The organism is Streptomyces sp. DH12 (assembly GCF_020873895.1).
GTDB lineage: Bacteria > Actinomycetota > Actinomycetes > Streptomycetales > Streptomycetaceae > Streptomyces.
Map to the genome: position 1 here is coordinate 130,676 of NZ_JAHWGT010000015.1, position 24,892 is coordinate 155,567.

The 24,892-nt window shown below is 75.2% G+C and carries 25 protein-coding genes and 1 riboswitch; of the genes, 13 read left to right on the plus strand and 12 right to left on the minus strand.

Annotated features, from left to right (window positions below; all coding sequences use genetic code 11):
• Nucleotides 1–167 precede the first annotated feature (167 nt).
• Nucleotides 168–365, plus strand: a complete 198-nt coding sequence (locus LPA54_RS16235; RefSeq protein ID WP_228978225.1) for a hypothetical protein — start codon at nucleotides 168–170, stop codon at nucleotides 363–365.
• Between the two features lie 10 nt (nucleotides 366–375).
• Here LPA54_RS16235 and LPA54_RS16240 read toward each other — a convergent pair whose 3' ends face one another.
• The 3 genes from LPA54_RS16240 to LPA54_RS16250 form a co-directional block, all read right to left on the minus strand.
• Nucleotides 376–741: a CrcB family protein gene (locus tag LPA54_RS16240; protein ID WP_228978227.1), complete on the minus strand. Its 366-nt coding sequence runs from the start codon at nucleotides 739–741 to the stop codon at nucleotides 376–378.
• A complete protein-coding gene (locus LPA54_RS16245) occupies nucleotides 738–1,196 on the minus strand; it encodes a CrcB family protein (RefSeq protein WP_228978229.1) in 459 nt (152 codons plus the stop codon). Before LPA54_RS16245 ends, LPA54_RS16240 begins: the two co-directional genes overlap by 4 nt.
• 289 nt (nucleotides 1,197–1,485) lie before the next feature.
• Nucleotides 1,486–1,848, minus strand: coding sequence for an SsgA family sporulation/cell division regulator (locus LPA54_RS16250; RefSeq protein WP_228978230.1), 363 nt, complete (start codon nucleotides 1,846–1,848; stop codon nucleotides 1,486–1,488).
• A gap of 186 nt (nucleotides 1,849–2,034) precedes the next feature.
• Here LPA54_RS16250 and LPA54_RS16255 point away from each other — a divergent pair, with 186 nt between their 5' ends.
• On the plus strand, nucleotides 2,035–2,388 hold the full coding sequence (locus LPA54_RS16255) for a DUF6401 family natural product biosynthesis protein (protein ID WP_228978333.1): 354 nt from the start codon (nucleotides 2,035–2,037) through the stop codon (nucleotides 2,386–2,388).
• A 4-nt stretch (nucleotides 2,389–2,392) separates the two neighbouring features.
• Here LPA54_RS16255 and LPA54_RS16260 read toward each other — a convergent pair whose 3' ends face one another.
• Nucleotides 2,393–3,184: a hypothetical protein gene (locus LPA54_RS16260; RefSeq protein WP_228978233.1), complete on the minus strand. Its 792-nt coding sequence runs from the start codon at nucleotides 3,182–3,184 to the stop codon at nucleotides 2,393–2,395.
• A 241-nt stretch (nucleotides 3,185–3,425) separates the two neighbouring features.
• On the opposite strand from LPA54_RS16260, the gene LPA54_RS16265 reads away from it, so the two are divergent.
• Entirely contained in the window at nucleotides 3,426–4,787 is a 1,362-nt protein-coding gene (locus LPA54_RS16265) for a D-alanyl-D-alanine carboxypeptidase family protein (RefSeq protein ID WP_228978235.1), read from the plus strand.
• Nucleotides 4,788–4,868: 81 nt separating this feature from the next.
• Here the strand turns inward: LPA54_RS16265 and LPA54_RS16270 are convergent, their stop codons facing one another.
• The 3 genes from LPA54_RS16270 to LPA54_RS16280 all read right to left on the minus strand — a co-directional run bounded on the left by LPA54_RS16270 (nucleotide 4,869) and on the right by LPA54_RS16280 (nucleotide 8,523).
• Nucleotides 4,869–6,086, minus strand: a complete 1,218-nt coding sequence (locus LPA54_RS16270) for a DUF418 domain-containing protein (protein WP_228978238.1) — start codon at nucleotides 6,084–6,086, stop codon at nucleotides 4,869–4,871.
• A gap of 107 nt (nucleotides 6,087–6,193) precedes the next feature.
• Nucleotides 6,194–8,005: an alpha/beta-hydrolase family protein gene (locus LPA54_RS16275; RefSeq protein WP_228978239.1), complete on the minus strand. Its 1,812-nt coding sequence runs from the start codon at nucleotides 8,003–8,005 to the stop codon at nucleotides 6,194–6,196.
• Nucleotides 8,002–8,523, minus strand: coding sequence for an FBP domain-containing protein (locus LPA54_RS16280; protein ID WP_228978240.1), 522 nt, complete (start codon nucleotides 8,521–8,523; stop codon nucleotides 8,002–8,004). Before LPA54_RS16280 ends, LPA54_RS16275 begins: the two co-directional genes overlap by 4 nt.
• 80 nt (nucleotides 8,524–8,603) lie before the next feature.
• On the opposite strand from LPA54_RS16280, the gene LPA54_RS16285 reads away from it, so the two are divergent.
• Complete coding sequence (locus tag LPA54_RS16285) at nucleotides 8,604–8,786, plus strand: hypothetical protein (protein ID WP_228978241.1); 183 nt, start codon at nucleotides 8,604–8,606, stop codon at nucleotides 8,784–8,786.
• Nucleotides 8,787–8,814: 28 nt separating this feature from the next.
• Here LPA54_RS16285 and LPA54_RS16290 read toward each other — a convergent pair whose 3' ends face one another.
• The 3 genes from LPA54_RS16290 to cobN form a co-directional block, all read right to left on the minus strand.
• Nucleotides 8,815–9,705 (minus strand): NAD(P)H-binding protein, encoded by an 891-nt coding sequence (locus LPA54_RS16290; RefSeq protein WP_228978242.1) that lies wholly within the window; start codon nucleotides 9,703–9,705, stop codon nucleotides 8,815–8,817.
• A 97-nt stretch (nucleotides 9,706–9,802) separates the two neighbouring features.
• Nucleotides 9,803–10,222: an N-acetyltransferase gene (locus LPA54_RS16295; RefSeq protein WP_228978243.1), complete on the minus strand. Its 420-nt coding sequence runs from the start codon at nucleotides 10,220–10,222 to the stop codon at nucleotides 9,803–9,805.
• Complete coding sequence (cobN, locus tag LPA54_RS16300; protein WP_228978245.1) at nucleotides 10,219–13,821, minus strand: cobaltochelatase subunit CobN; 3,603 nt, start codon at nucleotides 13,819–13,821, stop codon at nucleotides 10,219–10,221. The genes LPA54_RS16295 and cobN overlap by 4 nt, the downstream gene beginning before the upstream one ends.
• Nucleotides 13,822–13,856: 35 nt before the next feature.
• A riboswitch (cobalamin riboswitch) is annotated at nucleotides 13,857–13,987 on the minus strand.
• A gap of 12 nt (nucleotides 13,988–13,999) precedes the next feature.
• Between cobN and LPA54_RS16305 the strand changes: the two genes are divergently transcribed.
• From LPA54_RS16305 to LPA54_RS16315, 3 genes are read left to right on the plus strand one after another with little or no spacing between them, the layout of a single operon-like run.
• A complete protein-coding gene (locus tag LPA54_RS16305; RefSeq protein WP_228978247.1) occupies nucleotides 14,000–15,439 on the plus strand; it encodes a cobalamin biosynthesis protein CobG in 1,440 nt (479 codons plus the stop codon).
• Entirely contained in the window at nucleotides 15,436–16,071 is a 636-nt protein-coding gene (locus tag LPA54_RS16310) for a precorrin-8X methylmutase (protein ID WP_228978249.1), read from the plus strand. The genes LPA54_RS16305 and LPA54_RS16310 overlap by 4 nt, the downstream gene beginning before the upstream one ends.
• A complete protein-coding gene (locus LPA54_RS16315) occupies nucleotides 16,068–17,573 on the plus strand; it encodes a precorrin-2 C(20)-methyltransferase (RefSeq protein WP_228978252.1) in 1,506 nt (501 codons plus the stop codon). The genes LPA54_RS16310 and LPA54_RS16315 overlap by 4 nt, the downstream gene beginning before the upstream one ends.
• A gap of 318 nt (nucleotides 17,574–17,891) precedes the next feature.
• Here the strand turns inward: LPA54_RS16315 and LPA54_RS16320 are convergent, their stop codons facing one another.
• The gene (locus tag LPA54_RS16320; RefSeq protein ID WP_228978253.1) at nucleotides 17,892–18,629 is read right to left on the minus strand and encodes a cobalt-precorrin-6A reductase; all 738 of its coding nucleotides are present in this window, start codon (nucleotides 18,627–18,629) and stop codon (nucleotides 17,892–17,894) included.
• 12 nt (nucleotides 18,630–18,641) lie between these two features.
• On the opposite strand from LPA54_RS16320, the gene LPA54_RS16325 reads away from it, so the two are divergent.
• The 5 genes from LPA54_RS16325 to LPA54_RS16345 all read left to right on the plus strand — a co-directional run bounded on the left by LPA54_RS16325 (nucleotide 18,642) and on the right by LPA54_RS16345 (nucleotide 23,433).
• Nucleotides 18,642–19,754, plus strand: a complete 1,113-nt coding sequence (locus LPA54_RS16325; RefSeq protein ID WP_228978256.1) for a cobalt-precorrin-5B (C(1))-methyltransferase — start codon at nucleotides 18,642–18,644, stop codon at nucleotides 19,752–19,754.
• 87 nt (nucleotides 19,755–19,841) lie between these two features.
• Nucleotides 19,842–20,447, plus strand: coding sequence for an HhH-GPD-type base excision DNA repair protein (locus tag LPA54_RS16330; protein ID WP_228978258.1), 606 nt, complete (start codon nucleotides 19,842–19,844; stop codon nucleotides 20,445–20,447).
• Between the two features lie 169 nt (nucleotides 20,448–20,616).
• On the plus strand, nucleotides 20,617–22,170 hold the full coding sequence (locus LPA54_RS16335; protein WP_228978259.1) for a M28 family metallopeptidase: 1,554 nt from the start codon (nucleotides 20,617–20,619) through the stop codon (nucleotides 22,168–22,170).
• A 234-nt stretch (nucleotides 22,171–22,404) separates the two neighbouring features.
• Nucleotides 22,405–22,701, plus strand: coding sequence for a type II toxin-antitoxin system VapB family antitoxin (locus LPA54_RS16340; protein WP_003999914.1), 297 nt, complete (start codon nucleotides 22,405–22,407; stop codon nucleotides 22,699–22,701).
• A gap of 87 nt (nucleotides 22,702–22,788) precedes the next feature.
• The gene (locus LPA54_RS16345; RefSeq protein WP_228978262.1) at nucleotides 22,789–23,433 is read left to right on the plus strand and encodes a LytR C-terminal domain-containing protein; all 645 of its coding nucleotides are present in this window, start codon (nucleotides 22,789–22,791) and stop codon (nucleotides 23,431–23,433) included.
• A gap of 323 nt (nucleotides 23,434–23,756) precedes the next feature.
• Here LPA54_RS16345 and upp read toward each other — a convergent pair whose 3' ends face one another.
• Nucleotides 23,757–24,392: a uracil phosphoribosyltransferase gene (gene upp, locus LPA54_RS16350; RefSeq protein ID WP_228978264.1), complete on the minus strand. Its 636-nt coding sequence runs from the start codon at nucleotides 24,390–24,392 to the stop codon at nucleotides 23,757–23,759.
• A gap of 90 nt (nucleotides 24,393–24,482) precedes the next feature.
• On the opposite strand from upp, the gene LPA54_RS16355 reads away from it, so the two are divergent.
• Nucleotides 24,483–24,665: a hypothetical protein gene (locus tag LPA54_RS16355; protein ID WP_228978266.1), complete on the plus strand. Its 183-nt coding sequence runs from the start codon at nucleotides 24,483–24,485 to the stop codon at nucleotides 24,663–24,665.
• Nucleotides 24,666–24,892 lie beyond the last annotated feature (227 nt).

Sequence of the window (24,892 nt, forward strand, 5' to 3'; positions counted from 1 at the left end):
GGGCGGTCGGGATCGGTGCGGTCGGGGGTCGGTGGCGCGGGTCGGTTGGGGGCGGGGCGTGGGGTGTGTGGTGCGCGCCCCACGGACGGGGGACCCGCCGCATCGCATCCGGTACGCGTGGGCAGCCATGCCCGCGACCCGAAGCCTCCCGGAAGCAGGTCCCGCCCGTGCCCCGTCGCCGCACCGCCCTCCTCGTCGCCGCCCTGGCCCTCGCCGCGGCGAGCCTCCTGCCCACCACCGCGGCGGTCGCCGCCGCGCCCGTTCCGCTGCCCCCCGTCCTGTCCGCCCCCGAGTCCCTCATCACGGAGGGCGTCACCGTGGAGGGCCCCCTGGTCAACAACATCACCCTGCCCTTCGGCCTCTGACCGGGGCGGTTCAGCCACCGAGCGCCATGCCCAGTGCGGCACCCGCGAAGGCACCGCCAAGAGAGACGGCCAGGGTCGCCGCGGCGTTGGCGGCGGCGAGCCCGGCGGCGCCGCGCCGGGCGAGGCACAGCGTCTCGTACGAGAACGTCGAGTACGTCGTCAGCGCGCCGCACAGCCCGGTGCCCAGGGCGGCGTACGCGGGTGACGCGACGGCCGCGCCCGCGAGGACGCCCAGGCCCAGGGAGCCGGCCAGGTTGACCGCGAGCGTGCCCGCGGGGAAGCCGGCCTCGCCGTACCGTGCGCTCACCGCGCGGTCCGTCAGGTAGCGCAGCGGCGCGCCCAAGGCGCCGCCCGCCATGACGAGGAGCCACGTCATACGGTCGCCCCCCGGTGCTCGCTCGGCGTCCGGCGCGCGAGCGCAATCCGCGTGGCCCACGCCGCGGCGGTGACGGCGAGCAGCGCGGCCACCAGCGTGCCGCCCAGGTACGCCAGGGCCGTGGCCGTCCGGCCGCTCTCCAGCAGGGCGCGCGTCTCCAGGGCGTACGCCGAGACGGTGGTGAAGCCGCCCAGCACGCCGGTCGCCAGCAGCGGGCGCAGCAGGCGGCGCGGGCGGCGCGACGCGTCCAGCGCCGCGGTGAGCACGCCCATGAGGGCGCAGCCGGCGACGTTCGTCGCCCATGTCGCCCACGGGAAGCCGCCGGGCGGGGCGGGCCACAGCAGCCACAGGCCGTACCGGGCCCCCGAGCCGAGCGCGCCGCCCAGCGCCACGGCGCCGAGCAGCGGCCAGTCCGCCGCGGTCACGGCACGCGGGCGGGTCTGGTGCGGGTCCATGACCGACGAGCCTAGTCGCGGGAGCGCGGCGGGCCGGTTCGGCGCCCTGTCGGTGGTCGGTGCCGGCTGCCCGGGGCGGTGTCGGCTGCCCGGGGCGGTGCCGGCTGCGGGGGGCGGCGGTGTCGGCTGCCCGGGGCGGCGGGTGGTGGCCACGGCGGCGGGTGGGTCGGGGCCGTGGTGGGCCGCCTCCTCGGGGTCGGCGGCCTCGGGTCCCGCCCTCGTCACCCCGGTGACGCCGCCCACCCCTGCGGGGGCGACCCACCACGGCCCCTCCGCTCGCCGTCGGGCCTCACCCGGTGGCGAGGAGGCGGTCCACCAGGGCGTCGACGTCGAGCCGCTCCTCGCCCTCCGGCACCACCTCGTACGTGCGCTCCAGGAAACGCGCCAGCGACTCCTCGCCCACCGTGAAGTCCGCCTCGCCGCACAGCTCTATGTGCACGCCCGGCCAGATCCGCACGTCACCGTCGCCGACCTCGTGCCGCATGCCCTCGCGCAGCATCTCGCGGTCGAGCCGCCACTCCGCGTACACGTACTCGCCGTCCGTGAACGCCACCCTGACCGCGTACGGGTCCTCCTCGTCGTAGGTCATGTGCGCCAGGACGGGCAGTTCGTGAAGGCGCATGAAGAGCTTGTCGTGCAGGACCGGGTTCATGGGTTCCTCCCGAGGTCGACGAGGCGGGCTCCGCCTCCCAAGTGCCCCGCAGGAGCGGGCCCTATCCCGCCGCGCCCGATCCGGCCGTCCCGCCGGCCCGAGGGGGCGTGAGTGAGATGCGTCGCATGTCGGCTTTGGGGCTCTTCTGCTCCTCCGGTCACCGCCTACCGTGGGCGGGTGCCCCACCTGTCGCCCCTCTCCACCGTCACGACGGCCTACGCGCCGCGCCTCGCCGAGTTCGCCTTCGAGCCCGGCTTCGTCGCCGCCGTCGACCAGCACGTCGCCGCCCTGCGCGAGCGCATCGGCGCCGGGGGCCCGGAGCTGGTGCCCGGGCCGCCGGACCGCGAGGCGCTCGCCGACTACGCGCTCGGCTTCCTCGACGCGCTCGCCGAGACCGGCTGGGACGAGCCGCCCGGGCACGACTTCGCCGTGTGCCGGCTGACGGCCGTCTGCTGGCTGGTCCTGCGGTACGAGCTCCTGGCGGACGCCGGCCGGCCCGGCGCGCGGGACGCGCACGGGCCGACTCCGGACGGGGACTGACCCGTCACATCGGGTCGGTGCCGCCCTGGCGCTGGCGCTGCTGCTCGCGCTGCTGGGACATGGCGTCCTCGCGGCCGGCCATGTAGGCCCCGGCGCCCGAGCGGGCCTTCGCGGACTCCTGCTCGGCGGCGCTCATCCAACGCTCCATCCGCTGCCGCATCGGGACGATCGCACCGCCGCCGACGCCGACGATCAGGATGCCGGCGGCCGCGGCGAGCACCGCGTACAGCACCGGCTGGGTGACGGCCGTCGCGATGCCCGCCTGGCCCAGCGCCGCGATCACGCCGAGCGCGACGATCACGCCCCAGACGACGGTGGCGACGGTGTTTCCGTAGGAGGCGGCGGACAGGACGCCGCGGACGACGTTGCGCACGGCGTTGGCGATGGCCATCGCGACGACGACCAGCACGAGCGCCACCAGGGCGCGCGGCAGCCAGGCGACGATGCCGTCGATCATGCCGCTGATCGGGTTCGGGCCGAAGACGCCGAAGGCCAGCTGAAGGGTGACGAGCAGCAGCCCGTAGTAGATGACCTTGGCGATGATGCCGGTCGCGTCGTACTGCGAGTTCTCCAGCATGCGGTGGGACCCGGCGCGCTCGCTGAGCCGCTCGAAGCCGACCTTCCGCAGGACCTTGTCCACCACCTTGGCGATGATCTTCGACACGATCCAGCCGATGGCCAGGATGACCAGGAACGCGACGAACTTGGGGACGAACTGGGCGACCTTCGACCAGGCGTCGGATATGCCCTGCTGGAAGTCCACCGCGAGGGTGGCGGTCGAGACGATCTGGGACATGAGTGGCCCTCCACTCGACGAGCCCCCCACGGACGCTTACTCCTCGATGGATATCAGCGCGGTGGCCCGCCCGCCCGCGCCCGGGGGTCCGGTACCCGCCATTCGGATGACGAAGTGCCGGCCCCCCGTCCGGGCCGGTGTGACGCGTACGCGCCGGGACGCGCCCGTACGCGCCCGGGGACGTAGGCCGGTCGGCGCACACCGGCGCGCGCGGGCGCCCTCTCCTCCCTACCTTGACTTAATGATCGTCAGTTCTTCGGCCCGCTTCACGGCAGGGGTGACCGCCCTCCTGCTGTTGTTCCTGCTGTTGCCGCTGCTCGTGATGTCCGCGGCCGCCGCCGCTCCCCGGCCCGAGGAGCCGATGCCGCCCCGGCCCAGCGCCCGCGTCGACGCGGCCGTCCTGCGCCGGCCCGGCACCCAGGTGCGGCTGCCACCCGGCGGTACGGCCCCGCCGACCCTGTCCGCGCGGTCCTGGCTGGTCGCCGAGGCGGACACGGGTGACGTGCTGGCCGCCCGCGACGCCCACCGGCGGCTGCCGCCCGCCTCCACCCTCAAGGCGCTGTTCGCGCTCACCGTGCTGCCGAAGCTGGGACGGGAGACCCGGCACACGGTCACCGAGAAGGAACTCGCCGGGATCGGCGACGGCAGCAGCCTGGTCGGGGTGAAGGAGAACATGACGTACCGGGTGGCCGACCTGTGGCACGGGGTGTTCCTCCACTCCGGCAACGACGCGGTACGGGTGCTGGCCGGGATGAACGGCGGCTGGGAGAAGACCGCGCGGCAGATGGAGGCCACGGCGCGCTCGCTCGGCGCGCTCGACACGAAGGTGGTCTCGCCCGACGGGTACGACGCGCCGGGACAGGTCTCCTCCGCGTACGACCTGGCCGTCTTCGGCCGCGAGGGGCTGCGCCACCCCGACTTCGCGCGGTACTGCGCCCTGGGCCACGCGTCGTTCCCCGCGGGCGGCTGGTCCTACGGCATCCGCAACACCAACCGGCTGCTCACCGGGGAGGACGGCGTCGCCCGCTACCCGGGCGTCATCGGCGTGAAGAACGGCTACACCAGCGGCGCCGGCCACACCCTCATCGCGGCGGCCCGCCGCGACGGACGCACGCTGGTGGTCACGGTCATGAACCCCCGGGAGGGTGGCGCCCGGGCCGTCTACGAGGAGGCCCGCAGGCTGCTCGACTGGGGGTTCGGGCCGGGCCGGAAGGTCCAGCCCGTGGGATCGCTGCTGCCGCCGGCGCCGCTGCCGGCGACGATGGCGGCGGGCGCCACGCGGGCGCCGGCTTCCGCGGCGCCGCCGGCCGCGGCGGGCCCCGCGGGGCCCGGCGCCCGCGCCTCGGCGCCGTCGGGCGCCGCCGCGCGGGCGGCGGCGGATGCCGGGGCCGGGGCCACGGCGGGGGTCCGGGTCGGTGCGGGGGCGGGAGCAGGGGCCGGGGCTTCGCCGGCCGCGTCGCCCGCCCCGACCCTCACCGTCGCCGGCGGACCGGCGGGTACGGCCGGCGTGGTGCCGGACGCGCTCCTGCCGGTCCTCGTCGTCGGCTCGGCGTGCGCCGCCGCCGCGACGCTGTGGATGGTGCGACGGCGCACACCGCGCTGAACCGGCCGGCCGCCTGCGCGGCCGGATCGGCGGGGCGGGCACCTCCATGCCTCACCCTGCCGGTGACCGGCACGCGATGCCCTACGGCGAGCGCTTCTCGGCCAGTCCCAGCACCCGCCGCTGGAGCGCCTCCAGCGGTCCCGCCGTGAAGTGGCGCAGCCACAGCGTCGAGGCGACGAGGAGCAGCGCGGACACCGCCGCCCACAGGCCGATCACCCACCACGGCCGCCACGCACCGTCCAGCCGCTCGGCGAGACCGAGGCCGAAGCCGTACGCGACGCACGCGCACAGCACGTTCTGCAGCACGTACCCGGAGAGGGCCGTGCGCCCCAGTGACGTCACCGCGCGCGTCAGCCGGCCGGGCCGCCGCACCCGGTCCACGACCACGCCGATCAGCCCCAGGTACCCCACCGCCACGAACGGGGCCGCGCCGTACCGGCCCAGCAGGAACCAGTCCGGCCCGGCCGTCGCGCAGGCCACGTTGAGCGGCACGCCCAGCCCCAGGCCCCAGCGGAGCATCCGCCGCCGGATCCGGCGCCCCACGTCGTCCCCGCCGAACGCACCGGCCCGCAGCAGCCGCACACCCAGCAGGAACAGGAACAGCAGCAGCCCGAACGTCAGCACCGGTTCCATCCGCAGCGCGACCGCGTTCTGCAGGCGGAAGACGATCTGGTCGCCCCACCCGCCGTGCGCGTACAGGTCCACGACCCGCTGCGACACGCCGCCGTCCGTACCGGAGCCGCCCGGCTCCGCCAAACCCACCAGCGCGGCGGTCAGCAGGCCCATCAGCGCCAGGTGCGCCCCGGCCGCCCACCCCGTGGCGCGGCGCCGGGCCCGCTCGGAGCGGGCCAGCAGCCACGCCGTGACCAGGGCCGCCACCGCGTACCCCATGAGCACGTCCCAGGCGAAGACCAGCACGAAGTGGACCGTGCCCTCGGCGAGGAGGAACAGCGCCCGCCACCGGTAGCGGCCCGGCCAGGGCAGCCCCCGGCGCCGCGCCGACTCGTACTGGATCGCCAGGCCGGCGCCGAAAAGGATCGTCAGCAGGGAGAGGAACTTCCCGTCCGCGACCAGCCGGAACACGCCCTCCGCGGCCTCCCCCGCCGAACCGGAGAAGGCCCCGCCCGAGGTGCCGCCGGACAGCACGGCCCACTCGCCGCCCGGCTGGGTGAAGATCCACACGTTCGTCATCAGCGTGCCGATGATGGCGATGCCGCGCGCCACGTCCAGCAGCGGCAACCGCCGGCCGGCGGTCGCCTCCGGCGCCGTCGCCGCGCCGTTCCCCGTCGTCGTCGTCATGCCTCCCATCGTCGGGAGCGAGCGCGGCGCGCACGTCGTGACGGGGGACGATCCCGCGCTGCACCGAAGGATGTAGGGAGGGCCGGGGGGTGGCGGCGGGGCGGGCGTCAGTAGGGGGCCTTCCGCGAGGAGAGGTACGTCCGCAGCCTTCGCGTGTCCTGTTCCGTCCAGCCCTCGGGCGGGACGACCGCCGCCCACGCGTCCACCGCCGCCGTGCCGTAGCGGTGCCCGTGCGGGGCCTGCACGCCGTAGCTGACGGCCATGTCGACCGTGGTCTGCCAGAACGCGACGAACGGGAACCAGTTGATCTCCGGCGTGATGTCGGGGCCCAGCGGCTCGTCCATCCACTCGGGCCGCTCGAACAGCAGGTCCGTCGACCACCAGACGATCGGGTCGGACGCGTTCTGGAGGTACACCAGGCGCGGCCGCCCCCACGGCGCGCCGGCCGGGCGCCGCAGGTCCACCGCCGGGAACTGCGCGACCCGCACGTGCCGCCCGTCCCGGTACTGCGGCCGCCACACCGGGCTGCCCGGGTCGCGCTCCTCGCGCAGCCGGCTGGTCGCGGGCGAGAAGCCGGGTGTGCCCAGCAGCACCCCGCCGTCGGTGGCGGCCAGCAGCTCGTCGACGGAGCCGTAGGACGCCTCGACGGCGTACGCGCCGAGGCTCTCGCCGGTGACGACGAGCTTCGGGCGCGCCCCGGCGGGCAGCGCGTCCAGCCGGGCGCGCACGGCGTCGACGAGCGCACGGGTCGCCTTCCCGGCCTTCTCCTCGTCGACGAGGAACGACAGCCACGACGGCAGGTAGGAGTACTGGACGGCGACGATGGCGGTGTCGCCGCCGTGCAGGTACTCCAGCGCCTGGGCGACGTTCGAGTCGATCCAGCCGCTGCCGGTGGTGCCGGCGACGGCCAGCACCCGGCGCTGGAACGCACCCGTCCGTTCCAGTTCGCCGACGGCCAGCCGGGCCTGCGCGCGGAACGGCTCGTCCTCGTCCCCGGCGGCGAACGCGCGCGGCAGACGCGAGCTGACGTACACGCGCACCGGGTCCCTGGCCGGGCCGCCGGTGAAGGCGGCGATGTCCCGGCGGGTCGGCACGGTGCCGGTGAAGTTGCGGCCCTGGTAGCCGAGGTCCTGCCAGCGCACCAGGGAGCCGGGGCCGCCGGAGACGTACGGGGAGCGCGGCCGGGTGACGCCCTCCTTGGTGCCGCGGTCGGTCGCCGCCGCGATCCGGTCGGCGACGTCGACGACGCCCCGGTCGAAGACGACGTCCCGGACGCCGACCGTCACCAGCGCGCCGGTGAGGGCGAGTCCCACCCCCACGGCCACGGGCCGCGGCAGCCAGCCGCCCAGGGCCCGGATGAGCCGGCGCGACCCGAGCCGCACGAGGCGGGCGGCGAGGAGGAGCAGCGCGCAGAGGGCCACCGCGACGAGGGCGATCATCACGCCGTGCCAGGTGACCGAGGGGGGCAGGCCCTGGAGGCGGCGCAGCCGGCGCTGCATGTCGGCGCTCTCCGAGAGGAGCCAGCCGGTGAGCACCGGGGCGAGCAGCCAGTACGCCTGCGCGCCCCGAACGCGCACGGCCCGCCGTACCGCGGCGCGGGGCCGCCAGGGCAGCAGCCGCGCGAGCCCGGCGAGGGTGGCGCCGAGGGCGTAGCCGATGACCGCCGTGATGCCGCCGACGACGCCCTGGAGGATCCACGGGCGGGGCACCAGGGAGGGCGTCAGCGACAGCCAGAAGAAGACGGTGGCGACGCACAGCGCGGTGAGGTCCGGGCGGCACCGCACGATCCGCCGGGGACGCACCCGGGTGCGGCGGGTCCCCCCGGACTCCCGGGGCGGGGGGTCGGGGCGGGAGCGGGGACCGGCGGTCACCTCGTACCGCCGGCGTGGCGCCGCCGCGGACCGCCCCCCGGCGCTCATGCGGCGAACGGCAGCCGCACGTTCTCCACGAACGCGAGGAGGTTCGCCCGCATCCGGTCGAGCCGCTCCTCCGCACCGAGCGACTCCTCGGCGGCGCGGGTGCGCAGCGCGGGCTGCCGCCGGCCGCGCACGTACAGCGGGCAGGCCAGGTCGGCGCAGATGTACAGGCCCACCGTGTTGCCGTCGCGGCCGGCGGCGCCCGCGCGCGGCGCGGCGAACAGGGTCACGCCCGAGGAGGCGTGCGCGGTGAGGCAGATCCGGCAGAGGCTGGACTTCACCGCGCTGGTACGGGACCGCTCCGGCACCCGCAGGGCCACCCCGACCGGGTCGCCGCCGGGTGTCGCGGACGGCACGACGAGGTAGGCGCGCAGGGGCGCGCCCGGGTCGCGCCAGCCGAGGAAGTCGAGGTCGGCCCAGGGCAGGTCGCCGAAGTCGGCGGGGAGCTTCAGGCGGGCGGCCTCGCCCTTCGAGCAGTTGACGAAGGAGGCGCGGATCTGTTTGTCGGTGAGGGGTTCCACGTGCCTGGACCGTACGGGACCGCCGCCGCGGACGCAGTCGAATTACCGTTTGGGGTACGGTCCGTGGGTACTCGGCCACCATGAGTACACACACCGCACCCAGCACCGGCGGCGGCCCCACCCGTACGCCCGCCGCGTCCCCGTCCCTCTCCCTCCCCGGCGACGACCAGGGCCGGATCCGCACGTGCAGACCGGCCAGAGCGGACCGCGAGCCGGAGGACCCGGCGGCCCTGGAGTGGAACATCGTCCTGGGCGAGGACTGAAGCCGCGCCCCGCGAAAGTCGAGCGGGGCTACTCCACCAGGTGGGCGTAGGAGCGCGGATGCTCCGCGAGGTACGTCCGCAGGGTCATGGGCGCGTGTCCCGCCAGCCGGCGCACGGTGTCGGCGACCGCGCCCAGCTCTCCCCGGGCGATGGCCTCGTACGAGGTGACCCAGCCGGTGACCTGCCACTCCTCCGCCCCGTACCCGGCGCGCGACGCGTACGCCTCGTCGCGGGTCTCGGGCAGGTAGCGGATGGTGCGGCCGGTGGCCCGGGACATCTCCTCGGCCGCCTCGGCGAGGGTGAACGCCTCGCCGCCTGTCACGTCGTGGACCTGCCCGTCGTGCCGGCCCGGCGCGAGCAGCACCGCCGCGGCCACGTCCGCGACGTCCTCGTGGGCGACGGCGGCGACGTGGCCGTTCCCCGCGGGCCCGCGGATCACGCCGTCGCGGCCGGTCATCGCCGGGATGCCCGCCAGGTACCAGCTGTCCCGCAGGGACGTCCACGCCAGTCCCGCGTGCGCCCGCAGGTACTGCTCGGTGTGCCAGTGGTCCCGGGCGAAGGTGAACGTCGCGTCGGGTGCGGCCCCTTGGAACGACAGGTACACGATCCGGCCGACGCCCGCGGCGACGGCCGCGTCCACCGCCGTGCGGTGCTCGGCGACGCGGTGCGGGTTCTCGTGGCCGGAGACGAGGAACAGCGTGTCGGCGCCGTCCAGCGCGGCCCGCATCGCCTCGCCGTCGCCGTACGCGGCGGGCGGCGCCACCGCCGCTCCCGGCAGGTCGCCGGGCAGCCGCGCCGGGTCCCGCCCGACCAGCCGCACCGGCACGCCGGCCGCGGCGAGCCGGTAGGCGACCCGCCGCCCGACCCGCCCGCTCGCCCCGGTGACGGCGACGACCCCGGACCCGCTGACTCCAGCCATGCCCGCAGTCTCCGCCACCACCGGCGGCGGGGCATCCGCACCGCACCCGCACGGCGGGCGGCGGGTGGCGCACGGCGGGCGGCGGGCGGTCAGGTCGTCAGTCGTCGGTGAGCCGCCGGTACAGGTGGACGTCCTCGTGGCCGCCGGGGACGCCCGGGGTGCGGCCGGTCTCGGTGTAGCCGAGGCTCCGGTAGAAGCCGGGGGCCTGGAAGGTGTACGAGGACACCGCCACGTGGCGGCAGCCGCGCCGCCGCGCCTCGGCCTCGGCGGCGCGCATCAGGCGGGTGCCTAGGCCGGTGCCGCGCTGGTCGTCGCGGACCCACAGCATGTGGATCTCGCAGCTGTCGCCCCACGTCCAGCCGGTGAGGCCGCCGACGACCGCGCCGGTGTCGTCGGTGGCCCGGACGGACAGCTCGCCCTCGTCCGTCACACCGGTGGCACGGCCGTTGAACTCCGTCAGGGCCGTGTCGAGCAGCTCCGAGAGCTCCTTGTCCTCACCGCCGACGCTCAGCCTCACTCGTCGTCGCCCCCTTCGAGGTCGCCCTCCGTCTCCAGGAACACCTGCTTCAGCCGCTCCAGGACCTCCGGGTCCGGCTTGGCCCACATGCCGCGAGACTCGGCCTCCAGCAGCCGCTCGGCGATGCCGTGCAGCGCCCACGGGTTGGCCTCCTGGAGGAAGGCGCGGTTCTCCGGGTCGAGGACGTACGTCTCGGTCAGCTTGTCGTACATCCAGTCGGCGACGACGCCGGTCGTGGCGTCGTACCCGAAGAGGTAGTCGACCGTGGCCGCCAGCTCGAACGCGCCCTTGTAGCCGTGGCGGCGCATCGCCTCGATCCAGCGCGGGTTGACCACGCGGGCGCGGAAGACGCGGGACGTCTCCTCGACGAGGGTGCGGGTGCGGACCGTCTCGGGGCGGGTCGAGTCGCCGATGTACGCCTCGGGCGCGCTGCCCTTCAGCGCGCGGACGGTGGCGACCATGCCGCCGTGGTACTGGAAGTAGTCGTCCGAGTCGGCGATGTCGTGCTCGCGTGTGTCGGTGTTCTTGGCCGCCACGGCGATGCGCTTGTACGCCGTCTCCATCTCCGTGCGGGCCGGCCGGCCCTCCAGGCCGCGCCCGTACGCGTAGCCGCCCCACACCGTGTACACCTCGGCGAGGTCCGCGTCGGTGCGCCAGTCGCGGGAGTCGATCAGCTGGAGGATGCCCGCGCCGTAGGTCCCGGGGCGGGAGCCGAAGATGCGGGTGGTGGCGCGGCGCTCGTCGCCGTGCTCGGCGAGGTCGGCCTGGGCGTGGGCGCGGACGAAGTTGTCGGCGTCCGGCTCCTCCAGGGAGGCCGCGAGTCGGACGGCGTCGTCGAGCAGTCCGATGGTGTGCGGGAACGCGTCGCGGAAGAAGCCCGAGATGCGCAGCGTCACGTCGACGCGGGGGCGGCCCAGCTCGGCGAGCGGGATCGGCTCCAGGCCGGTGACGCGGCGGGAGGCGTCGTCCCAGACGGGCCGGACGCCGAGCAGGGCGAGCGCCTCGGCGACGTCGTCGCCGGCGGTGCGCATCGCGCTCGTGCCCCACAGGGACAGGCCGACGGAGGTGGGCCAGTCGCCGTTGTCGGTGCGGTACCGCTCCAGGAGGGAGTCGGCGAGCGCCTGGCCCGTCTCCCAGGCGAGGCGCGAGGGGACGGCCTTGGGGTCGACGGAGTAGAAGTTCCGGCCGGTCGGCAGGACGTTGACCAGGCCCCGCAGCGGGGAACCGGACGGTCCGGCGGGGACGAAGCCGCCGTCCAGGGCGTGGACGGCGTGGTCCAGCTCGTCGGTGGTGGCGGCGAGGCGCGGCACGACCTGGCGGGCGGCGAAGTCGAGGATGTCGGCGACGGCCCGGTCGTGGCCCTCCGCGACGGACGCGACGGCGGCCGGGTCCCAGTCGGCGGCCTCCATCGCCTCGACGAGGGCGCGGGCCTTGGCCTCCGCCTCGTCGGCGGTGGTGCGGGTCGCGGCGGACTCGTCCAGGCCGAGCGCCTCCCGCAGGCCGGGCAGCGACTGCGTGCCGCCCCAGATCTGGCGGGCGCGCAGGATCGACAGGACGAGGTTGACGCGCTCGGGGCCGGTCGGGGCGCCGCCGAGGACGTGCAGGCCGTCGCGGATCTGGGCGTCCTTGACCTCGCACAGCCAGCCGTCGACGTGGAGGAGGAAGTCGTCGAAGCCGTCGTCGTCCGGCCGGTCCTCCAGGCCCAGGTCGTGGTCGAGCTTCGCGGCCTGGATCAGCGTCCAGATCTGCGCGCGGATCGCCGGCAGCTTGGAGGGGTCCATGGAGGAGATCTGCGCGTACTCGTCGAGCAGCTGCTCCAGGCGCGTGATGTCGCCGTACGACTCGGCGCGCGCCATCGGCGGGACCAGGTGGTCGACGAGCGTGGCGTGGACGCGGCGCTTGGCCTGGGTGCCCTCGCCGGGGTCGTTGACGAGGAACGGGTAGATCAGCGGGACGTCGCCGAGGGCCGCGTCGGGGCCGCAGGCGGCGGACAGGCCGGCGTTCTTGCCGGGCAGCCACTCCAGGTTGCCGTGCTTGCCCAGGTGGACCATGGCGTCGGCGCCGAAGCCGCCGTCGGCCTGCGGGGTGCCGATCCAGCGGTAGGCGGCCAGGTAGTGGTGCGACGGCGGCAGGTCCGGGTCGTGGTAGATCGCGATCGGGTTCTCGCCGAAGCCGCGCGGCGGCTGGATCAGGACGAGGAGGTTCCCGCGCCGCAGGGCGGCGAGGACGATGTCGCCCTCGGCGTCGCGGGACCGGTCGAGGAACATCTCGCCGGGCGGCGGGCCCCAGTGCTGCTCGACCTGCTCGCGCAGCTCCTCGGGGAGGGTGGCGTACCAGCGCTTGTAGTCGGCGGCCGGGATGCGCACCGGGTTCCTGGCCAGCTGCTCCTCGGTCAGCCACTCCTGGTCGTGGCCGCCGGCCTCGATGAGGGCGTAGATCAGCTCGTCGCCGTCGCCGGAGGCGAGGCCCGGGACGTCCTCGTCGCCGAAGTCGTACCCCTCCTCCCGCAGCCGGCGCAGCAGGGCGACGGCGGAGGCGGGGGTGTCGAGGCCGACGGCGTTGCCGATGCGGGAGTGCTTGGTGGGGTAGGCGGAGAGGACCAGCGCGAGGCGCTTCTCGGCGTTCGGGATGTGGCGGAGGCGGGCGTGGCGCACGGCGATCCCGGCGACACGTGCGGCGCGCTCGGCGTCGGCGACGTAGGCGGGCAGGCCGTCGGCGTCGATCTCCTTGAACGAGAACGGCACGGTGATGAGCCGCCCGTCGAACTCCGGCACGGCGACCTGGCTGGCGGCGTCGAGCGGCGAGAGGCCCTCGTCGTTCTCCTCCCAGGCGGCGCGCGAGCCGGTGAGGCACAGGGCCTGGAGGATCGGCACGTCGAGCGCGGCGAGCGCGCCGGCGTCCCACGACTCGTCGTCGCCGCCCGCCTGGGCCTCGGCCGGCCTGGTGCCGCCGGCGGCGAGGACGGTGGTGACGACGGCGTCGGCCGTCCGCAGGCTCTCCAGCAGCTCCGGCTCGGGGGCGCGCAGGGACGCCACGTACAGGGGGAGGGCCTGGCCGCCCGCGTCCTCGATGGCCTCGCAGAGGGCGCCGACGAACGCGGTGTTCCCGCTCATGTGGTGGGCGCGGTAGTACAGCACGGCGACCGTGGGGCCGGTGGTGCTCCGCGCGGTCCGCTCCAGCGGGCCCCAGGTGGGCGCGGCGGCCGGGGGCTCGAAGCCGTGGCCGGTGAGCAGCACGGTGTCGGAGAGGAACCGGGCGAGCTGTTCGAGGTTGTCCGGGCCGCCGTGGGCGAGGTAGGCGTGCGCCTCGGCCGCGATGCCGATCGGGACGGTGGACGTCTCCATCAGCTGGGCGTCGGGGGCCTGTTCGCCGGTGAGGACGACGAGCGGCTTGCCGGCCTCGCGGAGGGTCTGCAGGCCCTCCTCCCAGGCGCGGATGCCGCCGAGGAGCCGCACGACGACGAGGTCGGCGCCGTCGAGGAGGCCGGGCAGGTCGTCCGCGGGGAGGCGGGCGGGGTTGGCGAACCGGTACGCGACCGGTCCACCGGCCGCGCGGGCGCTCAGGAGGTCGGTGTCGGAGTGCGACAGCAGCAGGATCACGGCGTGCCGGGCCTTCCTCGGGGTGTCCTCGCCCCGGGTGGTCGTGGGTGGCGGGAGTTCCTGACTCGCGGGGCCCCTGGGGACTCGCTCACAGTGGCGGGACCGCGCCGGATTCGCACCGGGCTTCCTCCCTAGGGTCCTGGGACCCTGTGCCGTCTGCATAGTAGAGGCTGCGCGTATGCTCGCCGCCATGCCGCCCAGCTCATCAAAGCCCCGGAACGGGGGCGAAACCCACATACCGGAACGCGTCCGCGACCGCGGCGACGCGTGCCCCGGCGCGCTGCGGCTGCACCGCGCGGACGACGGCGGACTGGCCCGGCTGCGGCTCCCCGTCGGCGTGCTGACGAGCCGTCAGGTCGGGGCACTGGCCGACGCCGCCGACCGGCTCGGCGACGGCCACCTCGGCGTCACCTCCCGCGGCAACCTCGACCTGCGCGGGCTGCCCGACGACTGCGGAGCGGCCCTGGCGGGGCTGCTGGACGCGGCCGCGCTGCTGCCCTCCGCCGCGCACGAGCGGATCCGCAACATGGTGGTCTCGCCCCTGGCCGGGCTCGACGGGCGGGGGTACGGCGACGCGCAGGCGTGGGCCCGCGAGCTGGACGCGCTGCTGTGCGCCGAGGCGTGGACGACGGCGCTCTCGGGGCGCTTCCTGTTCGCCGTGGACGACGGGCGCGGCGACGTCGCGGGGCTGGGCGCCGATGTGACGTTGCTCGCAGAACCCGACGGGCACGCCCTGGTGCGGCTCGGGGGCGGCGGCCGGGCGGACTCGGGCGGGGGGTCCGGGTCGGTCGGCGGGACGGTCGGCGGCCCGGGTGGCGAGTCGGTCGGCGGCCCGGTCGGTGGGACGTGGCGGGTGGCGGGCGTGGACGCCCCGCGGGCCGCGCTGGCCGTGGCGGGGGCGTTCCTCGCCGTCGCCCGGGAGGCCGGTACGGGCGCCTGGCGGGTGGCCGAGCTGCCCGCGGACCGCGCGCTGGACACCGCCGCGGCCGCGCACCTGGCGGCCGCGGGGGTGGCGGCGGCGCCGGTGGCCGCACGGCCGGCCGCGGGGGCTGCGGCTGTGTCTCCGACTGCGGTCGCGGCCGCGGGGCCCGAGCCGGGCGTCGTCGGCGACGGCGGGGCCGTGTCGGTCGTGGCGCCGCTGGGGCGGGTCACCACCGCGCAGTTCCGCGCCCTGGACCCCGGCCCCGCCGGCGAGGTACGGGTCACGCCGTGGCGCGGCTTCGTCGTCACCGGGCTCCCCGGACGGGCCGCCGCCGTGGAGCGCCTCGCGGCGCTGGAGGCGGCCGGGTACCTGACCCGCGCCGGCTCCCCCTGGCTGTCGGTCAGCGCCTGCACGGGGCGGCCCGGTTGCGGCAAGGCCCTGGCGGACGTACGGGCCGACGCGCGGCCCCTGGAACACGGGCTGCCGGTCCACTGGTCCGGCTGCGCCCGGCGCTGCGGACACCCGCAGGGCGACTGGGTCGACGCGCTGGCCACCGGCGACGGCACGTACGAGATCACCGTCAGGACCACACCCGCACCCCAGACCCCCCGGACAGCACAGACACCACACGCACCACACGCACCACACGCACCAAACGCATCACAGGCACAGGCACAGGCACAGGCACAGAGATGAGCGGGAGCACAGTGTTCGACTACGAGAAGGACGGCGCGGAGATCTACCGCCAGTCCTTTGCCACGATCCGCGCCGAGGCGGATCTCGCGGGGCTGCCCACCGACGTCAGCCAGGTCGCCGTGCGGATGATCCACGCGTGCGGCATGGTCGACCTCGTCCGCGACCTGGCCTACACGCCCGAGGTGGTCTCCCGGGCCCGCGCCGCGCTGCGCGCCGGCGCGCCGATCCTGTGCGACGCGCAGATGGTCGCCAGCGGCGTCACCCGCAAGCGGCTGCCCGCCGCCAACGAGGTCGTCTGCACCCTCTCCGACCCGTCCGTGCCGGACCTCGCCGCGAAGCTCGGCACGACCCGCAGCGCGGCCGCACTGGAGCTGTGGCGCGACCGCCTGGAGGGCTCGGTCGTCGCCATCGGCAACGCGCCGACCGCCCTGTTCCGCCTCCTGGAGATGATCCGGGAGGGCGCGCCCCGCCCGGCCGCCGTCCTCGGCATCCCCGTCGGGTTCATCGGCGCGGCCGAGTCGAAGGACGCGCTGGCGGAGTCGGACCTGGACCACATCGTCGTACGGGGCCGGCGCGGCGGCAGCGCGATGGCCGCCGCGGCGGTCAACGCGATCGCGAGTGAGGTCGAATGAGCGGCAAGCTGTACGGCGTCGGGCTGGGCCCCGGCGACCCCTCGCTGATGACCCTCCGCGCGGTCGAGGTCATCGCGGAGGCGGACGTCGTGGCGTACCACTGCGCCCGGCACGGACGGTCCATCGCCCGTTCCATCGCGGCGCGCCACATCCGCGAGGACCACGTCGAGGAGCGGCTGATGTACCCGCTCACGGTCGAGACGACGGACCACCCCGGCGGCTACCGCGGCGCGCTCGACGACTTCTACGAGGAGGCGTCCGCCCGGCTCGCCGCCCACCTCGACGCGGGCCGGACCGTGGCGGTCCTCGCTGAGGGCGACCCGCTGTTCTACGGCTCCTACCAGCACATGCACAAGCGTCTCGCGCACCGCTACGAGACCGAGGTCGTCCCCGGCGTCACCTCCGTCAGCGCCGCCGCGGCGACCATCGGCAAGCCCCTGGTGGAGGCCGAGGAGGTGCTCACCGTCATCCCGGGCACCCTCCCGGAGGAGGAGCTGACGGCCCGTCTGGCGGCGACCGACTCGGCTGTGGTGATGAAGCTCGGCCGGACGTTCCCCGCGGTGCGCCGCGCCCTGGAGCGCGCGGACCGGCTGGCCGACGCGCACTACGTGGAGCGCGCCACGATGGAGGGCCGGCGCACGGCGCCGCTCGCCGAGGTGGATCCGGAGACCGTGCCGTACTTCTCCGTCGCGGTGCTGCCCTCCCGCGTCGACACCGGTCCGGCCGCGCCCGAGCGGGGCGAGGTCGTGGTCGTCGGCACCGGCCCGGCCGGCCCGCTGTGGCTGACCCCCGAGACGCGCGGCGCGCTGGCCTCCGCCACCGACCTCGTGGGCTACACGACGTACCTGGACCGGGTACCGGAGCGCGCCGGGCAGCGGCGCCACGGTTCCGACAACAAGGTCGAGTCCGAGCGTGCCGAGTTCGCCCTCGACCTGGCGCGGCGCGGGCGCCGCGTGGCCGTGGTGTCGGGCGGCGACCCGGGCGTCTTCGCGATGGCGACGGCCGTCTTGGAGGTGGCGTCGCAGGAGGGGTACGCGGACGTCCCCGTACGCGTCCTGCCCGGCGTGACCGCGGCCAACGCGGCCGCGGCGAAGGCGGGCGCGCCCCTCGGCCACGACTACGCCACCCTGTCCCTGTCCGACCGGCTGAAGCCGTGGGAGGTCATCGCGGAGCGGCTGCGCGCCGCGGCCGCCGCCGACCTCGTGCTCGCCCTGTACAACCCCGGCTCCCGAAGCCGTACCTGGCAGGTCGCCAAGGCCCGCGAACTCCTCCTCGAACTGCGCGCCCCCGACACCCCGGTGGTCGTCGCCCGGGACGTGGGCGGCCCGGAGGAGTCCGTACGGGTCGTCGCGCTCGCGGACCTGGAGCCGTCCGAGGTGGACATGCGCACCCTGCTGCTGGTCGGCTCGTCGCAGACCCGGGCGGTACGGCGGGGCGACGGCGGCACGGTGGCGTGGACACCGCGCCGCTACCCGGAGACCCCCTCCGCCGGCACCACCTGACCCACGGCCCCACGGCCCCGGCTCCCACCCCCGGCGCCGGGGCCGAAACGGCCCCCGGCCGGGTGGCAGTGGGGCGGCGGTCCGGGCGCAGCAGGTGCCAGGTACCGAACCCGGACCCCGGCCGGGCGCCAGGTGCCGAACCCGGGCCCCCGGCCGGGTCGGGTGCCGAAACGCACCTCGCCGGGTGGCAGGTGCCGAACCCGGACCCGGACCCGGGCCGGGCGCCGGGTGCCGGAACGGACCCCGGCCGGTGCCGGGTGCCGAAACGCACCTCGCCGGGCGCCAGGTGCCGAACCCGGACCCTCGCCGGGTGCCGGGTCAGGCGGCCGGGCGGGACGCCCAGGCGGCGGCCTCCTCCACCGTCGCGGCCACCGGGACGCCGTCCGGGACGGGCGGGCGGCGGACGATCACGACGGGTATCCCCGCCTCGCGGGCCGCCGTGAGCTTGGGCGCGGTGGCCGCGCCGCCGCTGTCCTTGGTGACGAGCACGTCGATCCCGTACGCGCGCAGCACCTCCCGCTCTCCTTCCAGGGTGAAGGGACCGCGGTCCAGCAGGACCTCCGCCCGGGGCGGGAGCGGGGGCTCCGGGGGGTCCACCGACCGCACCAGGAACCAGGCGTCCGCCACCCCCGCGAACGCCGCGAGCCCCATGCGCCCGGTCGTCAGGAAGACCCGCCGCCCCAGGTCGGGTACCGTCCGTGCCGCCGCCTCCAGGGACTCCACCGGATGCCAGTCGTCGCCCGCCACGGGGGTCCACCCCGGGCGGCGCAGGGCGAGCAGGGGAACATGGGAGGCGGCGGCGGCCCTCGCCGCGTGGAAACTGATCGTCCCGGCGAAAGGGTGAGTGGCGTCGATGACCGCGTCCACCTGGTGCTCGCGCACCCAGCGGGCCAGGCCCTCGGCACCGCCGAAGCCGCCCACCCGCACCTCCCCCGGCGGCAGCCTGGGCGCGGCCACCCGCCCGGCGAGCGAACTGGTCACCCGGACGCCGCCGGCGTCCAACGTCTCCGCCAGGCGGCGGCCCTCGGTGGTACCGCCGAGGATCAGCACGTGCATCGGGAACCGTCCATGAGTACGAGCGGGGGGCGCAGCGCCCAACTCAAGCACACCGGTCTCCGACCCGGCTGGACGACCGGGGCGTGCGCCACCGCGGCGACGACGGCCGCGTACACCGCGCTCCTCACCGGCGAGTTCCCCGACCCGGTCACGATCACCCTGCCCAAGGGGCAGACACCCGCCTTCGCGCTCGCCGCGGAGGAGCACGGCGGCTCGTACGCCACGGCCGGGATCGTCAAGGACGCGGGTGACGATCCGGACGTGACGCACGGGGCGCTCGTCCGCTCGACGGTCCGGCTGCTGCCGCCCGGCTCCGGAGTCGTCTTCCGCGCCGGTGCCGGCGTCGGCACGGTGACCCGGCCGGGGTTGCCCCTGGAGGTGGGCGAGCCCGCCATCAACCCGGTGCCGCGCCAGATGATCCGCGACCACGTGGCACGGGCCGCCGCCCTGCACGGCGGGACGGGGGACGTGGAGGTGACCGTCTCCGTGGACCACGGCGAGGAGATCGCCCGTTCCACGTGGAACCCCCGGCTGGGCATCCTCGGCGGGCTGTCGATCCTCGGGACGACCGGGATCGTCGTGCCCTACTCCTGCTCCGCGTGGATCGACTCCATCCGTCGGGGGGTCGACGTCGCGCGGGCGGCGGGCCGCACCCATCTGGCGGGCTGTACCGGGTCGACGTCCGAGAGGACCGTCGTGTCCCTCTACGACCTGCCGGAGGACGCGCTCCTCGACATGGGGGACTTCGCCGGGGCCGTGCTGAAGTACGTCCGGCGGCACCCCGTCGACCGGCTGACGATCTGCGGGGGGTTCGCGAAGCTGTCCAAGCTGGCGGCGGGCCACATGGACCTGCACTCGGCGCGGTCGCAGGTCGACAAGGGGCTGCTCGCCGAGCTGGCGCGGACGGCCGGCGCGGACGAGGCGCTCGCGGCCGAGGTGGCTGCCGCGAACACGGGGTTGGGCGCGCTCCAGCTGTGCGCCGCCGCGGGTGTACCGCTGGGCGACCGGGTCGCCGAGGTCGCCCGGGACCAGGCGCTGGCCGTTCTGCGGGGCGCCCCCGTCGTGGTGGACGTCGTGTGCATCGACCGGGCGGGCAAGGTCGTGGGTCGCAGCTCTCCTCTCTAGCGGGCGGCCGCGCGCCGAGTGCGGCAGTGTGACCCCACAGGCCCAAGCCGCCGTGCACCCGGGCGCCCCGCGCACGATCATCGGTCCATGGACACCCGCGATCCCGAGATCCACCTCGCCCAGCAGCCCGACGCGGACGCCCTCCTCGCGCGCAGCCCCCTCGCGGCGCTCATCGGCATGCTGCTGGACCAGCAGGTACCGATGGAGTGGGCGTTCTCCGGGCCGTACACGATCGCCACGCGCATGGGCGGTGACGACCTGGACGCCCGGGAGATCGCCGCCTACGACCCGGAGCGGTTCGCCGAGCTGCTCTCCGCCAAGCCGGCCGTGCACCGCTACCCCGGCTCGATGGCGCAGCGGATCCAGCAGCTGTGCCGGCACCTCGTCGACGAGTACGACGGGGACGCCGCCGCCGTCTGGGCCGACGCGGGCGGTGGCAAGGAGCTCCTCACCCGGCTCCAGGCCCTGCCGGGCTTCGGCCGGCAGAAGGCGCAGATCTTCCTGGCGCTCCTCGGGAAGCAGTACGGCGTGCGTCCGAAGGGCTGGCGGGAGGCGGCCGGCCCGTACGGCGAGGCCGGCTCGTACCGGTCGGCCGCGGACATCACGGGTCCGGAGTCGCTCGCGAGGGTGCGCGCCCACAAGCAGGAGGCGAAGCGTGCGGCGAAGGCCGCGAAGGAGAACAAAGAGGCTTAGACGTCGACACATGCGCACACCATGGCTGATGGCGACGAAGTCGTCCGTCGGATCATCCACAACTCGCCTGATTCCTATGATTAATCAAATGAGTTGTGGAACATGTGTTCACAGAAGCCCGGCAGATCGCTAGCTTCCCTTCAACCTCGTCCGTACGGGAAGGACCTCTGTGAACGCATCCCCTCGCAGAGCCGTGGCCACCCTGGCCGCAGCCGCACTCGCCACCCCGCTTCTGCTGGCCTCTGCCTCCCCCGCCTCCGCCGGTCGCGCGACCCCGGCCAAGGAGGCGTCCCAACTCGCCCGGAAGCTCGTGGAATCGGCCTCCGCCGACAGCGCCCACCGGCACCTGCGGAAGTTCCAGCAGATAGCCGACACGGCCGGGGGCAACCGCGCCGCCGGCACCCTGGGCTACGACGCCTCGGCGGCGTACGTGTACCAGCAGTTGAAGAAGGCCGGGTACGACGTGTCGTACCAGGAGTTCTCGTTCATGTACACGGAGACGCAGGCGCAGAAGCTCTCCGTCGTGTCGCCCGACCCGCGTGACGTGACCGTCTCCGCGATGACGTACACCAAGTCCACGCCGGTCGGCGGCATCACGGCCGCCCTCGCCGCCGCTCCCGTCGACGCCGACGGCTCGCACGGCTGCGAGCCGGCCGACTTCGCGGCCGGCACCTTCACCGGCAAGATCGCGCTGATCAAGCGCGGCGGCTGCACCTTCGCCGCCAAGCAGGAGAACGCCGCCGCGGCCGGCGCCGTCGGCGCCCTCGTCTACAACAACGTCGAGGGCGCACTCGGCGGGACGCTCGGCTCCGTCGAAGCGGGCAAGATCCCCACGGGCGGCGTCAGCCAGGCGGACGGCGAGGCCCTCGCCGCTGCCGTGGCCGCCGGCTCGGTGCAGGTGAAGCTGGACATCCGTCAGATCCAGCAGATGCGGTCCACGCGGAACGTCATCGCCGAGACCCAGCGGGGCAACGCCGCGAACACGGTGATGCTCGGTTCGCACCTGGACTCCGTCACCGCCGGCCCCGGCATCAACGACAACGGCTCCGGCTCCGCGGGCCTCCTGGACGTGGCGCTGAAGTTCGCCCCGCACAAGCACAAGGCGACCAACAAGGTCCGCTTCGCCTGGTGGGGCGCCGAGGAGAACGGGCTGCTCGGCTCGGAGCACTACGTCGGCGCGCTCGACGACCTGAGCCGCAAGGAGATCAAGCTCTACCTCAACTTCGACATGATCGCCTCGCCGAACTACGGCCTGTTCGTCTACGACGGCGACAACTCCGACGGCGTCGGCGCCCCGGCCGGCCCGACGGGCTCCGCCCAGCTGGAGCGGGACATCAACACCTTCCTCGACCGCCGGGGCACCCCGCACGAGGGCACCGACTTCACCGGCCGCTCCGACTACGGACCGTTCATCGCGGTGGGCATCCCCGCCGGCGGCACGTTCACCGGCGCCGAGGGCGTGAAGACGGCGGCGCAGGCCAAGAAGTTCGGCGGTACGGCCGGCATCGCGTACGACCCCTGCTACCACGCGGCCTGCGACGACATCGACAACATCGACATGCGGGCGTTCGACGTCAACATCGACGTCATAGCCAATGCCGTGGGCACCTACGCCCACGACATCAGCTCGCTGCGCACGCCGGTCGAGACGGTCCCGACGGACGGTGACGCCGGCAGCGGCGGCGGCCTCCACGACGACCACGGCCACGAGCCCACGGAGTAACGGACCCGACGGGCGACAGCCCGGCGACGGGCGCGGCGCCGCGGGGCCGCGCCCGTCGCCGGGCCGCGGCGCCCGCCGGGAGGCGCACTTCTGCCGCCGCGCACCCGGCGTACGCTCCGAGCGCACCGACCCATCCGGCGAAATGCCCGGATGATCCGGTATGCCGCCCATGCCGGAGCGGGTGCCACTCGTGCGTGGCTGCGCCGGGAGCCGCTCGCCCGGTAGGCTTTCCGTGTGATCTTCAAGCGCATCGGTAACGGGCGGCCGTATCCCGACCACGGCCGGGAAAGCACCCGGCAGTGGGCGGATGTCGCGCCGCGTCCGGTCCGCCTCGATCAGCTCGTGACCACCAAGGGCCAGCTGGACCTCGAAACGCTCCTCGCCGAGGACTCGACGTTCTACGGCGACCTCTTCGCGCACGTCGTGAAGTGGCAGGGCGATCTGTACCTCGAGGACGGCCTCCACCGCGCCGTGCGCGCTGCCCTCCAGCAGCGTCAGGTGCTCCACGCCCGCGTGCTGGAACTCGACTGACCCTTTCCGGCACGTTTGCCACCCGTCCGGCCCTCAGCCTCTGATCGTTTAGTAGGCATAGTCGGCGGGCCGCATTACGCTGCGCCCATGAGCATGCTCACTCCCCCCGGTATGGGCGGAAAGTACCGCGTCACGGGCACCGCTTACCCCCGTATGCGACGACCCCGTCGCCGTGGTCGCATCGTGGCCGCCGGTATCGCCGCCACCGCCGCGCTCGGCCTGGCCGGCTGGGGAACGTACCAGCTCATCGACGTGTTCGGCGGCGGGAGCGGGGACGCCGCACGGCCCGCCACCGCCGGGCCCGCCTGCGCGACCGCCAGCCCCTCGCCGGCCGTGGCCGCCGTCACCTTCCCGAAGCCCGCCGACATCACGGTGAACGTGTACAACGCGACGCCGCGCAGCGGCCTCGCCAAGACCACGGCGGACGAGCTCAAGAAGCGGGGCTTCACGATCGGGAAGGTCGGCAACGCCCCGGCGACGTACGACAAGAAGGTGCCTGGCGCCGGGATACTGCTGGGCGCGCCGGACGCGACGAAGGGCGCCTTCCCCGTGCTGGGCACGCAGCTGAAGGGCGCCACGTCCCGGACGGACGCACGCGCCACGGCCGACGTCGACCTGATCATCGGCACTGCCTTCAGCGCCCTCACCGCACCGCAGGACGCGACGGCCGCGATGACGGCACTGCTGCACCCCAAGCCCAAGACGCCCACCTGCGTCCCCGAGAAGGGCTGAACCGGCAGGGACCCGCGGGGGGGGGGAGGGCTGAGTGTCGGCAGGGGCGCGCGGGCGGCTGAGCCCGGAGGGGCGGGGGCGAGCCCCGGCCTTCGAGGAGCCGACCACCAGGTCAGGCCGTCCGGCCGGCCACAGGAACCGGACGGCCACCGGAACGGGACGACCGCCGGAACGGGACGCCCCCCGGAACCGGACAGCCAGCGGAACTGGACGACCGCTGGAACCGGACGACCACGGGAACCGGACGGCCGCCGGCGCCGGGAACGACGTACGCGAGGGCGCCCCGGCCGAGCCGGGACGCCCTCGCGAGACTCCGAGCGGTGTTACTCCGCGGCGCCGTACATGCGGTCGCCCGCGTCACCGAGGCCCGGGACGATGTAGCCGTGCTCGTTGAGCCGCTCGTCGACCGAGGCCGTGACGACCGTGACCGGCGCGCCCGCCAGCTCCCGCTCCATGACCTCGACGCCCTCCGGCGCCGCCAGCAGCACGACCGCCGTGACGTCGTCGGCCCCGCGCCTGATCAGCTCCCTGATCGCGGCGACGAGCGTGCCACCCGTGGCCAGCATGGGGTCGAGCACGTACACCTGGCGCCCGGAGAGGTCCTCGGGCATGCGCGTGGCGTAGGTCGACGCCTCCAGCGTCTCCTCGTTGCGGATCATGCCGAGGAAGCCCACCTCGGCGGTCGGCAGCAGCCGCACCATGCCGTCGAGCATGCCGAGGCCGGCGCGCAGGATCGGCACCACCAGGGGGCGCGGGTGCGACAACTTCACGCCGGCCGTCGCCGTCACGGGCGTCTCGATGTCGACCTGCTCGGTGCGCACGTCCCGGGTGGCCTCGTACGCGAGCAGGGTGACCAGCTCGTCGGCGAGCCGCCGGAAGGTCGGGGAGTCGGTGCGCCTGTCGCGCAGCGTGGTGAGTTTGTGCGCCACCAGCGGGTGGTCGACGACGTGGATCCGCATGCGCACAACAGTAGCCCGCACTGGCATCAACCCACGCAGCCGAGGGAAGGTGGAGTCGGACGAACGCAGCCCTGGGGTGGTGGTGTGGCCATGCCTGACCAGGAAGGACCCGACGGCCGGAAGGCGTCGGACGAGACGGAGCGCAGGCGCCGCCGGGCGCAGTTCCTACGCGAGCTGAACGAGGCACGGGCGCTGCGCGAGCGCGTCCAGCCGCGCCGCGCGCGGGCGGCACGGATGCGGCAGGCGATGCGCATGCGGACGTTCCGCTGGTGAGGCCCCGCGCCGCGGCCCGACGCTAGCCCGCCCGACCGGCGCCGAGGCCGCCCGCCCGGCGCTCAGCCCGCCGGCCCGCCGCTCAGGCCCACCCGCCCGCCGCTCATGCCGCCCGCCCGCCCGGCAGGGCACGGCCGTGGAGGCGTGGCCGTGAGGAGGCGGCCGTGGGGCCGGGCTGGCCCGGACGGCCCGCACGGGCGGCCCCCGCCGGTGGCCCGTGACCGTTG

What these genes read in the sequence shown, in the direction of transcription:
- LPA54_RS16240 (WP_228978227.1), bottom strand. Translation starts at nt 741, where the DNA reads ATGACGTGGCTCCTCGTCATGGCGGGCGGCGCCTTGGGCGCGCCGCTG.
- LPA54_RS16245 (WP_228978229.1), bottom strand. Translation starts at nt 1,196, where the DNA reads ATGGACCCGCACCAGACCCGCCCGCGTGCCGTGACCGCGGCGGACTGG.
- LPA54_RS16250 (WP_228978230.1), bottom strand. Translation starts at nt 1,848, where the DNA reads ATGAACCCGGTCCTGCACGACAAGCTCTTCATGCGCCTTCACGAACTG.
- LPA54_RS16260 (WP_228978233.1), bottom strand. Translation starts at nt 3,184, where the DNA reads ATGTCCCAGATCGTCTCGACCGCCACCCTCGCGGTGGACTTCCAGCAG.
- LPA54_RS16265 (WP_228978235.1), top strand. Translation starts at nt 3,426, where the DNA reads ATGATCGTCAGTTCTTCGGCCCGCTTCACGGCAGGGGTGACCGCCCTC.
- LPA54_RS16270 (WP_228978238.1), bottom strand. Translation starts at nt 6,086, where the DNA reads ATGACGACGACGACGGGGAACGGCGCGGCGACGGCGCCGGAGGCGACC.
- LPA54_RS16275 (WP_228978239.1), bottom strand. Translation starts at nt 8,005, where the DNA reads ATGAGCGCCGGGGGGCGGTCCGCGGCGGCGCCACGCCGGCGGTACGAG.
- LPA54_RS16285 (WP_228978241.1), top strand. Translation starts at nt 8,604, where the DNA reads ATGAGTACACACACCGCACCCAGCACCGGCGGCGGCCCCACCCGTACG.
- LPA54_RS16290 (WP_228978242.1), bottom strand. Translation starts at nt 9,705, where the DNA reads ATGGCTGGAGTCAGCGGGTCCGGGGTCGTCGCCGTCACCGGGGCGAGC.
- LPA54_RS16305 (WP_228978247.1), top strand. Translation starts at nt 14,000, where the DNA reads ATGCTCGCCGCCATGCCGCCCAGCTCATCAAAGCCCCGGAACGGGGGC.
- LPA54_RS16310 (WP_228978249.1), top strand. Translation starts at nt 15,436, where the DNA reads ATGAGCGGGAGCACAGTGTTCGACTACGAGAAGGACGGCGCGGAGATC.
- LPA54_RS16315 (WP_228978252.1), top strand. Translation starts at nt 16,068, where the DNA reads ATGAGCGGCAAGCTGTACGGCGTCGGGCTGGGCCCCGGCGACCCCTCG.
- LPA54_RS16320 (WP_228978253.1), bottom strand. Translation starts at nt 18,629, where the DNA reads ATGCACGTGCTGATCCTCGGCGGTACCACCGAGGGCCGCCGCCTGGCG.
- LPA54_RS16325 (WP_228978256.1), top strand. Translation starts at nt 18,642, where the DNA reads ATGAGTACGAGCGGGGGGCGCAGCGCCCAACTCAAGCACACCGGTCTC.
- LPA54_RS16330 (WP_228978258.1), top strand. Translation starts at nt 19,842, where the DNA reads ATGGACACCCGCGATCCCGAGATCCACCTCGCCCAGCAGCCCGACGCG.
- LPA54_RS16345 (WP_228978262.1), top strand. Translation starts at nt 22,789, where the DNA reads ATGAGCATGCTCACTCCCCCCGGTATGGGCGGAAAGTACCGCGTCACG.
- upp (WP_228978264.1), bottom strand. Translation starts at nt 24,392, where the DNA reads ATGCGGATCCACGTCGTCGACCACCCGCTGGTGGCGCACAAACTCACC.
- LPA54_RS16355 (WP_228978266.1), top strand. Translation starts at nt 24,483, where the DNA reads ATGCCTGACCAGGAAGGACCCGACGGCCGGAAGGCGTCGGACGAGACG.